This window comes from Gorillibacterium sp. sgz306347 (assembly GCF_059735245.1).
Window position 1 is genome coordinate 1 of the sequence record NZ_JCAPET010000059.1, and the last position, 11,216, is coordinate 11,216.

10 protein-coding genes are annotated in these 11,216 nt (G+C 55.9%); 8 read left to right on the plus strand and 2 right to left on the minus strand.

The window, feature by feature from the left end; genetic code table 11:
* Window positions 1-85: 85 nt before the first annotated feature.
* Window positions 86-886, plus strand: a complete 801-nt coding sequence (locus tag AC6I6H_RS20435) for an imm11 family protein (protein ID WP_497956162.1) — start codon at window positions 86-88, stop codon at window positions 884-886.
* Between the two features lie 69 nt (window positions 887-955).
* Here the strand turns inward: AC6I6H_RS20435 and AC6I6H_RS20440 are convergent, their stop codons facing one another.
* A complete protein-coding gene (locus AC6I6H_RS20440; protein WP_497956163.1) occupies window positions 956-1,825 on the minus strand; it encodes a helix-turn-helix transcriptional regulator in 870 nt (289 codons plus the stop codon).
* A gap of 141 nt (window positions 1,826-1,966) precedes the next feature.
* Here AC6I6H_RS20440 and AC6I6H_RS20445 point away from each other — a divergent pair, with 141 nt between their 5' ends.
* Together AC6I6H_RS20445 and AC6I6H_RS20450 are read left to right on the plus strand one after the other, a co-directional pair.
* Window positions 1,967-3,058, plus strand: coding sequence for a Gfo/Idh/MocA family protein (locus AC6I6H_RS20445; protein WP_497956164.1), 1,092 nt, complete (start codon window positions 1,967-1,969; stop codon window positions 3,056-3,058).
* Between the two features lie 210 nt (window positions 3,059-3,268).
* Window positions 3,269-4,060 carry a Nif3-like dinuclear metal center hexameric protein gene (locus tag AC6I6H_RS20450; RefSeq protein ID WP_497956166.1) on the plus strand — a complete coding sequence of 264 codons (792 nt, stop codon included), beginning with the start codon at window positions 3,269-3,271 and terminating at the stop codon, window positions 4,058-4,060.
* Between the two features lie 150 nt (window positions 4,061-4,210).
* On the opposite strand, the gene AC6I6H_RS20455 is transcribed toward AC6I6H_RS20450, so the two are convergent.
* Window positions 4,211-6,232, minus strand: coding sequence for a methyl-accepting chemotaxis protein (locus tag AC6I6H_RS20455; RefSeq protein ID WP_497956167.1), 2,022 nt, complete (start codon window positions 6,230-6,232; stop codon window positions 4,211-4,213).
* 297 nt (window positions 6,233-6,529) lie between these two features.
* On the opposite strand from AC6I6H_RS20455, the gene AC6I6H_RS20460 reads away from it, so the two are divergent.
* The 5 genes from AC6I6H_RS20460 (at window position 6,530) to phoU (ending at window position 10,912) form a co-directional block, all read left to right on the plus strand.
* Window positions 6,530-7,453, plus strand: coding sequence for a phosphate ABC transporter substrate-binding protein (locus tag AC6I6H_RS20460; protein ID WP_497956170.1), 924 nt, complete (start codon window positions 6,530-6,532; stop codon window positions 7,451-7,453).
* A gap of 215 nt (window positions 7,454-7,668) precedes the next feature.
* Window positions 7,669-8,616 carry a phosphate ABC transporter permease subunit PstC gene (gene pstC / locus AC6I6H_RS20465; RefSeq protein ID WP_497956172.1) on the plus strand — a complete coding sequence of 316 codons (948 nt, stop codon included), beginning with the start codon at window positions 7,669-7,671 and terminating at the stop codon, window positions 8,614-8,616.
* Entirely contained in the window at window positions 8,613-9,473 is an 861-nt protein-coding gene (gene pstA / locus AC6I6H_RS20470) for a phosphate ABC transporter permease PstA (protein ID WP_497956173.1), read from the plus strand. Before pstC ends, pstA begins: the two co-directional genes overlap by 4 nt.
* Window positions 9,474-9,475: 2 nt before the next feature.
* Window positions 9,476-10,237, plus strand: a complete 762-nt coding sequence (gene pstB, locus AC6I6H_RS20475; protein WP_497956175.1) for a phosphate ABC transporter ATP-binding protein PstB — start codon at window positions 9,476-9,478, stop codon at window positions 10,235-10,237.
* Window positions 10,238-10,252: 15 nt separating this feature from the next.
* The gene (gene phoU / locus AC6I6H_RS20480; RefSeq protein ID WP_497956177.1) at window positions 10,253-10,912 is read left to right on the plus strand and encodes a phosphate signaling complex protein PhoU; all 660 of its coding nucleotides are present in this window, start codon (window positions 10,253-10,255) and stop codon (window positions 10,910-10,912) included.
* Window positions 10,913-11,216: the final 304 nt, after the last annotated feature.

Sequence of the window (11,216 nt, forward strand, 5' to 3'; positions counted from 1 at the left end):
TTCTTCCATGATCTGGTTGGCATGAGGTTTGCATACACGCCCTAGGAGAAGTACATATAAGTTAAACGGACAAAGGAGGATTTTAATGAAAGTATGGCAGCTTAAAAGTGCTCGTGAAAAATATTGCTCGGTAACTACTCAAGATGAGGAAGATTTTAATATTTCTAATAGATATAACTATGATGGGAAACCCATTGAAAACTGGGTTCCGTTTAAGGTGGAAAAAATATATGGAAAAAAGCTCTCTGATAGTCCCAATTTTTTCTTTAGGACAGCTGTTTTTAGTGAAAGGGCAGTTAAGCGTTTATCTCCTCTACTGGAAGGAAAATGTCAAGTTTTAAAATTGTTACCGGATGAACTGAATTTATACTTAATTAATATAACAAACTTAATAGATTGTATAGATTATAAAAAGTCATTAAAAAAATTTGTTGGAGATACTATACCAGCCGGTTTTTCCCGGTATGCTTTTCATGAGAAATCGTTATTAGGGGAACCGATTTTTAAAGCATCAGGTGATGAAAGCTTATTATGTTTTGTTACGGATGAGTTTAGAGACTCTGTATTACAAAGTGATTTAAAAGGTTTTGATTTTGAATTGGTATGGGATTCCGAAGCGCCGGATGAAGAAGAATTGAAGGAGCAAAGATACATCAAAGAAGTGGAACGTCTTGAACGTGAGGTTACAGGCAATATTCCTTTTGGGGAAGTGCTGAAGCTTATGGAGCAGGGGCTTGCTTTTCAATCGGGAAAATGGAGAATCCGGACGGATGAACACAAAAATATTCTGGTCGCCCAGTTGAACTGGGAGCTGGAGTTTGAATGGGTTGAGATGGATTATTATATTCCTGTTTTCTTTGATCTGAAATGGAGCGTTCTGCAATAACCCGGCCACAAAATCAAGAGCCCGGACCGCCAGCGCGGCTCCGGGCTTTTGCCGTTCATTCCCTGGCGGTCAGCGTGACCATTCCAGCATCTTCTTGCGGTACTCGTTCGGGGAGCAGCCGTTGTATTTTTTGAAGAGCTTATAAAAATGCGCCATGTTGGGCATGCCGATCGTTTCGCCGACCTCGGCGATGCTGATGTCCCGGGTGAGCAGGTAGCGCTCGGCGCGTTTGATCTTCTTGTAGTTGACGTATTCCAGGAACGACATCCCGAGCACCTTCTTGAAAAATTTCACGAAGTAGTAGTAGCTGACGTTGGCGACCCGGCTCGCTTCTTCGACGTGAATTTTGTCCTCGATGTGCTGGTCGATGTACTCCAGCACCGGCTTCAGCCGGATGAGGTCCGCGCTTTCGGGGTGGTTCAGCAGCTTGCGGTTGTCGTGCCGGAGCAGCATGAGAAAGAACCGCTTGAGCAGAATGCTCACGGCGATTTCATACCCCTCGTGCTTGATCTGCTGCTCCTGATGGATCTCGCGCACCAGCTCGTGCGCCATGCGGCGGATGTTTTCCTGCTCGCGGAACACGTAATTCAGCCGGCTCAGCGGGAATTCGGGTTCAAGAAACAGCTTGTAATACGGCATCACGCTCGGCTCGATGTAATACTGCATGTCAAATTGGAGAACATAATAGCGGCAGCGCTCAGTCAGGATGCGGTCGCGGTGCAGCTGCGAGGAGCCGATCAGAATAACGTCGCCCGCCCGCAGGTTGTAGGTCTCCTCTTCAACGTGAATCTCCAGCTCGCCTTCAAGCTGGACAAGGATTTCCATCTCCTTATGAAAATGCCAGTTGCACATCTCGCCGGGAAGACGCCGGTTCGTTTCAAACATTTTCATGCACAAAAATGGATTGTCGTATTCGATGTCTTCCTTGAAAATTTCCACGTCGCCGCCTCCTGATGCCAAAAATACATACAAGTTGAACCAGATCAAACATTACATTTTTAAAAGGGGATGCTATACTTTATTTTAGTATGACCCAGCGTTAATGAAAAGCGGTTTCTACTTCAAAGGAGGATTTCCCAGATGTCGAAAAAGTTAAAAGTGGCCGTAATCGGCTGCGGCGGAATTGCCAACGGCAAGCATCTTCCCAGCTTGGCCCGTTTAGTCGATAAGACGATTGAACTCGTGGCCTTCTGTGACATTGTGCCCGAGCGCGCCGAGAAAGCGAAAGCGGACTTCGGAACCCCGGACAGCAAAGTGTATGCGGATTACAAAGAACTGCTGAAAGACGAAAGCATTGACGTGGTTCACGTTTGTACGCCGAACGATTCCCACGCTCCGATTTCGATCGCCGCTCTGGAAGCCGGCAAGCACGTCATGTGCGAAAAACCGATGGCCAAAACCGCCGAAGACGCGCGCGCCATGCTCGAAGCCGCGAAGCGCACCGGCAAGAAGCTGACCATCGGCTACCAAAACCGCCTGCGTCCGGACAGCCAGCACCTGAAGAAAGTGGCCGAATCCGGTAAGCTGGGCGACGTGTATTTCGGCAAAGCCCATGCGATCCGCCGCCGCGCCGTTCCGACCTGGGGCGTTTTCCTGGACGAAGAAAAGCAAGGCGGAGGCCCGCTCATCGACATCGGCACGCACGCGCTTGACCTGACGCTGTGGTTCATGAACAACTACAAGCCGGTCTCTGTAACCGGTTCCGTCTACCACAAGCTGGCCGACAAAGAAAACGCCGCCAACGCCTTCGGTCCTTGGGACCCGAAAGCATTTACGGTAGAGGATTCCGCGTTTGGCATGATCAAGTTCGAAAACGGCGCATCCATTTTCCTCGAAGCTTCCTGGGCGCTGAACACGCTTGACGTCAAAGAAGCGAAAGTTACGCTCTGCGGGACCGAAGGCGGCGCCGACATGGAAGACGGCCTGCGTTTGAACGGCGAAGAGCACAGCCGTCTGTGGGAAACCAAGATAGACACGAAAGCCGGCGGAGTTGCGTTCTACTCGGGCGAATCCGAGAACGAAGCGCACCTCGAAGCGCGACTGTGGATCGAATCCATTCTCGAAGACAAGGACCCGGTCGTTCTTCCGGAGCAAGCCCTGGTCGTATCCGAGATTTTGGAAGCGATCTACGAGTCCGCCAAAACGGGCAAAACCGTTTACCTGAACCAATAAGAACCACTAAAGCATAATGTAGGATCGGTCCGTAACGGCCGGTCCTTTTTTGCGCTTCCGGCCGAAAAAGGGACGAACCCGGCGAATCGGAGCCAAGCAGCACGGTTGGTTCCTGCTGCGGCTGTGGTAAAATGAACCGGTGAGGCGAGACGGCGGAAAGATTCGCTTGGAAGAACAGCTCGGCAAATGAAGGAAGGGGACAGGTCGCATATGGAATGGACCGTAGGAGACATCATCGGCAGGCTGAAAAAACCGGTGGAGCTGGAAGGCGAAACCGTGGACACGCTGAAATGCGGAAGTCCTGATGCAAAAGTCAAAGGAGTGGCGGTTGCGTTTACGGCGACCAGCCGGGTTATCAAGGAAGCGTCGGCGCGCGGGGCCAACCTGCTGATCACGCACGAGCCGACCTTTTACGAGCATAACGACGGAGCGGAGTGGATGAGAGACGATCCGGTCGGCAAAGCAAAAAAACAATTAATCGAAGAAACCGGCATGGCCATTTTCCGCTTTCACGATTACTGGCACAGCTACGAGCCGGATGGCATTCTGGAAGGGATGCGGAGAGCGCTGGGCTGGGAAGCGGAGGAGGGAAAGGCCGGGGAATACGGGTATCTGAAGCTGCCGCCGTCCACCGCGGCCGAATTGGCTGAGCATGTCAAAGGCAAGCTGGGTCTCCCTTATATCCGGCTCGTCGGCGATCCGGCGCTGCTGTGCCGGCGAGTCGCCCTGGCTCCGGGCTACGGGGGCAGCGGGGCGATGGCGATTCCGCTTTTTCAGCACGGAGCGGACCTGGTGATCGCGGGCGAAGGCCATGAGTGGGAAACACCGGAATACGTGCGCGATGCCAATGAGCATGGGCATAAGAAAGCGCTCCTGGTGATCGGCCACCTGAAAAGCGAGGAGGCGGGCATGGCCTATCTGGCGGAACAAGTGAGGCAATGGTTTCCCGGGCTTCCCGTCTCGTTTGTGGAAGAAACCCCTGTATTCAATCACCTGCTGTAAACCGGCGAATGCCAATAGAGCGGAGAGTGCCTGCTTAAATGGAACCGGGCGCTTAGTAATGGAAGACAACACGCATCGCACCGAAAAACGGCACCTTGTCTATTGAGACAAAGTGCCGTTTCGGGGCGATGTTTTTTTTCGCCCTAGGGGTTAAACCGTCAAGAGCGCTTTTTCTTCTTCCTTGGCTTCCTTAGCTTCTTCATTAGCTTCTTGCTTGGCGGCCGGGGGGTTAGCCTGCGGGGAAAGGACGCCTTGTCCGGCAGCCGGATGCGAACCGGCTTCTCTTCCGTCCTCGGCGAAGGGGTCTGCGGAAAGCAGGAGCGCATCCGCCTGAAAGCCGGCTGCGCTGGCCGCCTCCACGGGAACGCCGCCCAGGTCCTGGTCTCGGGCTTCCAAATTTTCCTCCGAACCGCCCCAACCGGCAGAGGACGACGGTACTGAAGCCGGTTCCGCTACCTGAAACTGCCCGATTTCGGCATAAAGGCTTTGCGCCAACGCATGAATGGCTTCAGCCTCCTGTGAAATAAAGACCACCGAGCCGTTTTGCCGGATGGCGCCCGCATGAATTTGCTCTGCGCCTGCTGCTGTCTCCTGCGCATAAGCGGCCATCTCCGTCACCGCGTCGGCCAGCCCCAGGCTCTCCCGGTCCGCTTGCTGGACGCGGCCGTGCGTGTCGCGGATCATCCGGCTGATTCCGTTCATCGAGAGCCGGATAGAGTCGAAAGCGTTCAGCGTTTCGGCTACCCGGCCGTTTTGCCGGTCAAGCCCGTCACGGGCGCGAAGAAGCCCTGTTTCCGCTTCGCCGGTCCGTTCGCTGTTGAGCGAAACGATATCGGCGATTCCTTTGGTCAGCCGGGTCGTCTCCGAAGAAAGCTTGCGCACCTCCTCCGCGATGACCGAAAAGCCTCTGCCGGCGGCCCCGGCTCTTGCCGCTTCAATGGCCGCGTTCAGTGCAAGCACATGGGTCTGCGCCGAAATCGCTCCGATGGAGCGGGTGATGCTGCCGATTTGCCCCGAGCTTTCGCTGAGCTCCCGCATCGCTTCGACCGCCTGCTTGATCAGCGCCTCCGATTCGGCGGCCGACTCCTTCAGCGCCCCGACCGAATCGGCGCAGCTGGCAAGCCGCCGCTCCGCCGTCTCGTTCTCCGCCTGCATGCCTTCGGCGGCTTCCCGGACACCGCCGATTTCCGTTCGAAGCTGCGCGATGTGCCGGGCGCATTGGTCCGCCCGCTCCGCCTGCTGACCGGCGGCCGCCGCAATTTCGTCGATGGAGCGCAGCGCCTCGCCGCTTTCGCCGGCCGTTTCGCGGGCAAGCCGCTCGAACTCCGCTGAATGGCCGCTGAGCGACTCCGCGATGGTTCGGGCTCCGCCGACCATGCCGCTCACCCGGTTCGCCATCGCGTCAAAGCTGTCGCTCAGGCGGCCCAGCTCGTCACGTGAGCCGGAACGGATTTTATGCCGCAGGTCGCCGGACGCGATTGCTCCAACCGCCTTTTCCAGCTTGCGGACGGGCCGGACAAAGGAGCGGATCAGGAGCACGGCGACGAGAAGAGCGAACAAGAGAGTGGCGGCGGGCGCCAGCAGCATCGCCAGCATCGTTTTGTCCATGCCGCTTTTTGTCGAAGCGACCGCGGCGGTCTGGCCTTGTTCAAATTCGGCGTAAAATTGATCCAATACCGCAAAGACGGCATCCCGCGCTTCCTGGGATTCGCTGTAGACCATTTCAACGTTGCGTTTTACATCGGCTTCGGCCATGGAGCTGTTGTTGACGACAAAATAGGCCCGGTCAAACGTCTCCAGGAACGAATTGACCGCCAGGACGAGCTTGCCGCGCCGGCTCCGCTGTTCCTTGGTCACGGCAGCCGCACCGATCGTTTTGATTTTTTCCTCCAGCATGGGTCTTTTCTGATTAAAAGACTCGGCATAGGTCTCGTTCATAGAGATCATGTAACCGGACGAATCGTCCTTTAACTGCTGCACCAGCACTTTGGCCTCCAGCGCCGTTTGCTTCAGGTCGGTCTTCGCGGTCTGCTCCTCCATCTGCCTTTCTGCGTGCCGCACCTGCACCAGGTTGTAGCCCGCCACCCCGACAAACACCAGAATTACCGCCGCAAATCCGAGCGCGAGCCGGACCATCAGGGAGTTGCGAAACCAACCGGTCAAACGATCCATCCGAGTCATCCCCTTTTTCCTACCTATTATAATGCGTTCACGGGCTGCTCCGTCCAAAGACCCGGAACCGCTCCGATGCTGCCCACAGTATAGGAGAAAAGTATTAAACGAAACGGGAGGGAATGTTTTCCGAGTGTAAATTCATGAAACGTTCCCAAATTAAGAAGGAGGCAAAACCGGGCGCGAAAATTTACATGGCCTTAACCTACTTCTGGTTTTTGATTTACAAAGCACTGGTATAGTTGTTCTTGTAGACAACAAACAAAATCAACACATTCGAAGGAGGACATGAAACTCATGTCGAAAAAATGGTTGAGCCTTACTGCAGCACTTACGTTAGCTTTGGGGGTTCTCGCGGGTTGCGGACAAGACACAGATACCGACGCATCCGCTTCTACGTCGCCTTCCGCCTCCGCCAGCACGCCGGCCGAATCGCCTTCCGCATCCGCTGACGCTTCCCAGGCGCCTGCCGACGCCATCGAAGGCAGCATCTCCGCTTCCGGCTCCACGGCGCTCCAGCCGCTGGTTACGCTGGCCGGCGAGAAGTTCATGGCCCAGCACGACAAAGTAGACGTTGCCGTAACGGGCGGCGGTTCGGGTACCGGCGTGAAGAACGTTGCCGAAGGCGTATCCGACATCGGCAGCTCCGACGTGGAAGCCGATCCGCAATACACCGACCTGGTTGACCATGTAGTAGCTGTCGCTCCGTTCGTTCTGATCGTGAGCAAGGACGTTACGGTCGACAACCTGACGAAGCAGCAAGCCGCCGACATCTTCACGGGCAAAATCACGAACTGGAAAGAAGTCGGGGGAGAAGACAAACCGATCAACCTGATCCACCGTCAGGAAAGCTCGGGCTCCCGCAAACTGGTTAAATCGATCATCCTCGACGGCGGCGACTTCGCTACCGGCGGCGTAACGCAAGAATCCAGCAAAACGGTTGCCACCGCTGTTGCACAAGGCACGGGCGCTATCGGTTATGTCGACGCTCCTTATGTAACGGGCGACGTAAAAGGCCTGAAGCTGGACGGCGCGGAATTCTCCAAAGAGAACATCCAAAGCGGCAAATACGTCCTGTACGGCATCGAGCATATGTACACCAAGGGCGAGCCAACCGGCGCAACCAAAGCATTCCTTGAGTTCATCATGAGCAAAGAGTTCATTGAAAGCCCGGAAGTAGAGAAAATGGGCTTCCTGCCGGCCGACCTCATCAAACAATAATATCCGGTTATCCGCAAAAGTGCTCCTCAAACAAAAAGCCCCGCTAGGGGCTTTTTGTCTCATCAGGATCGCATCTTGGCGATGGTGCCAGGCGCCTCTTTACAAACCCTTAACGTTTACATTGCGATAACAAATGTAAGGTGTTCCATTAACAATTGTTATCTATAGTTAGAGAAGGCGTTAAAGCATCAATCTTACCTGACGGAGGTTTTTTCATGTCCGTATACTCGGATCGACACAGCGCGAAAGATAACCGAAAAGGCCGAATAACGGGATGGTCATTGCGGCAGGCCCGGAAAGACCGGAGCATGCGGTTTTTGTTTGTTTTGAGCGCCGTGCTGGTGGCCGCAGTTATCTTCTCGATTATCATCTTCGTCGGATTCCAGGGGAGCAAAACCTTCCGCGACGTTTCGTTCGCCGAGTTTTTCTTCGGCACCAACTGGAACCCCTCGTCGGAAAGCAATCCCGGTTTCGGCGCCTTTCCGTTCCTCTACAGCACGCTTCTGCTGACGCTGCTGTCCATCGTGCTGGCGGTGCCGCTGGCGCTTTCCGGCGCTATTTTCATGGCCAAGATCGCCCCCCGCTGGATGCGCGAAATTCTTCGCCCGGCGGCCGATCTGTTCGTGGGCATTCCGTCCGTTGTATACGGACTTATCGGTCTGACCGTAATCGTGCCTTTTCTCGGAGAACTGTTTAATGGGAGCAGCAGCGCTGGCTACGGGATTCTACCCGCGGCCATCGTTCTCGCCATCATGATCATGCCGACCATCCTTTCGGTGTCCGAGGACGCAATCCGCTCGCTTCCGGGCCGACTGGAGGAAGCCTCGCTGGCGCTTGGCGCCACGCGCTGGCAAACGATCTGGCGCGTTTTGCTGCCCGCCGCCCGGCCGGGGATTCTGACCGGCATCATTCTGGGCATGGGACGGGCTATTGGCGAGACGATGGCAGTTTTCATGGTCATCGGGAACGCGCCCGTTATCCCGAATTCGCTTCTGGATTCAACGACGGTTCTGACGACGGCGATCGTTAAGGACATGGCCAACACCTTCTTCAATACGACCTGGAACAACACGCTGTATCTGATGGCGCTCGTCTTGCTCCTGCTGTCGCTTTCCCTGATCATCGTGATTCGCATTGTAGCCGGAAGGAGTGAGAAATTATGAGACGGAGCCGTGCAACCGACCGCGCCGCGACGATTTTTTTCTGGGCGGCAGGCGTGCTGATTATCGTCATTCTCGCTCTCGTTTTATTCCGCATTTTGAGCCGGGGGCTGCCGCAGCTGTCCTGGGACTTCATTACGGGCAAGCCGTCGGAGGTCAGCGCGGGGGGCGGCGTCGGGCCGATGCTGTTCAACTCGTTTTACATTCTGTTCCTGTCCATGCTGATTTCGCTTCCCATTGGCGTGGGAGCGGGCATCTACCTGTCCGTCTACGCCAAAAACAATAAATTTACCCAGTTCATCCGGATCTCCGTGGAGGCTCTGTCCTCGGTTCCGTCGATCGTCTTCGGTTTGTTCGGCGCTCTTCTGTTCGTAAGCTGGTTCGGGTTCCGCATCTCCATCATCAGCGGCGCGGCAACCTTGTCCCTGCTCAACCTTCCCGTTCTCGTCCGCGTGACGGAAGAGGCGATCCGGACGGTCCCCTCCTCGTACTGGGAGGCTTCGCTTGCGCTCGGCTCGAGCCGCTGGCAGGCCATTCGCAAGGTGCTGCTGCCAAGCGCTCTGCCGGGCTTGATCACAGGCGTCACCCTGGTTGCCGGACGCGCGCTCGGGGAAACGGCCGTTCTGATCTATACGGCGGGTACCGCGGCATCCCGCACCTTCCCGGATTTCGGGCTGAAGGAAATGGGCGGCACGCTGGCCGTGCACCTCTGGTATTCCGGCTCCTCCTCGCTCGCTCCCGATGCGCAGCAGATCGCGGACGGCAGCGCGGCGCTTCTGGTTCTGATCATCCTGGTGTTTAACCTGGCCATCGCCATCCCGGGACGAATGATTCAAAAAAGACTGAGCGGAGGGAAATAATCGTGAACGCAGCACATAAAATCCAAGTAGAGAAACTGAACTTGTCCTATGGGGACAATCAGGCTCTGTTCGATATCGAGCTCGGCATCGAGAAAAACTCCATCACCGCATTGATCGGTCCTTCGGGCTGCGGCAAGTCGACCTTCCTCCGGACGCTGAACCGGATGAACGACCTGATTGACAGCGTCCGGATCAACGGGAGCGTTATTGTGGACGGGGAAGACATTTACGCCCCCGACACGGACGTCGTCTCCTTGCGCAAACGCGTCGGGATGGTGTTCCAGCGGCCGAACCCGTTTCCGATGTCGATTTACGACAACATCGCTTATGGACCGCGCATCCACGGCATCAAGAAAAAAGCGGTGCTGGACGAAATCGTCGAGCGCAGTCTGACCCAGGCCGCGCTTTGGGAGGAAGCGAAGGACCGCTTGAACAAATCCGCTCTCGGCTTGTCCGGCGGGCAGCAGCAGCGGCTTTGCATCGCGCGGCTTCTGGCAGTGGAACCGGATGTGCTGCTGATGGACGAACCGACCTCGGCGCTCGACCCGATCTCGACGCTGAAGGTGGAAGAGCTGACCGGCCAGCTGAAGGAGAACTACACGATCATCATCGTGACGCACAACATGCAGCAGGCTGCGCGGATTTCCGACACAACGGCGTTTTTCCTGAACGGGTATCTGGTGGAAACAAACAATACGGAAAAAATGTTTACCAATCCGAACGACAAACGGACCGAAGATTACATTACGGGCAGATTCGGCTAAGGAGGCGTACAGCGCATGGACACAAGATCGAACTACCATCAATCTCTGGAAGGGCTCCAGAGGGAGCTGCTGGCAATGGGCGGCATCGTGGAGGAGCAGATTCGGCAGTCGGTCGAAGCACTCCGCAATCTGGACAATGAAAAAGCAAAAGCGATCATCGCGAAAGACGACGAAATCGACGAAATGCTTTTGCGCATCGAAGAGGAGTGCCTGCGTCTTATTGCGCTGCAGCAGCCGATGGCAAGCGACCTCCGCATCATCGGAATGGCGACGAAGATCGCGGTAGACCTGGAACGGATCGCCGATCATGCCGTCGACATCTCCAAAATTACCCTGCGGATGGCGGGCGAACAGCTGGTCAAGCCGCTGGTGGACATTCCGGCCATGGCCGACCTGGCGATGGAAATGCTTCGCGAATGCCTGCTTTCCTACACCGAACGGGACATTCACCGGGCCGCGGCGCTGGCCGAAAAGGACGACAAGGTCGACGCGCTGTACAGCCAGATCCTGAACGAGCTGACCGGCATGCTGGGAACGGACCTGCGAACCAATCGCCAGCTGACCCACCTCATGATGGTCTCGCACTACATCGAGCGCGTGGCCGACCACACGACAAACATCGGCGAAGGCGTCATCTTCCTCGTCACCGCCAAACGCAAGGATTTGAATATCTAAGAATTTTCCGGCTCCGTACCATGCCGCGTTTGTCGAATCAGACAGACGCGGGTTGGCGGCAAACTCCGCAGCCTTTCGGCTTGTGGCTTGGCCGGCTTCACGCAAAAAACCTCCTGCCCGCTGCCTGCAGCGAAACGGGAGGTTTTTTGCGTTGGGCGTTGTCCGCAGGAGCAGCCCGGAGGAGCAGGTGTACTGCGAACACCGCGAGTATTTTGACCCATCGGCCATCCGAGCGTAACGAAATAACCCCCGGAACACCGGGAACACCGGGAACACCGGGAACACCGGGAACACCGGGAACACC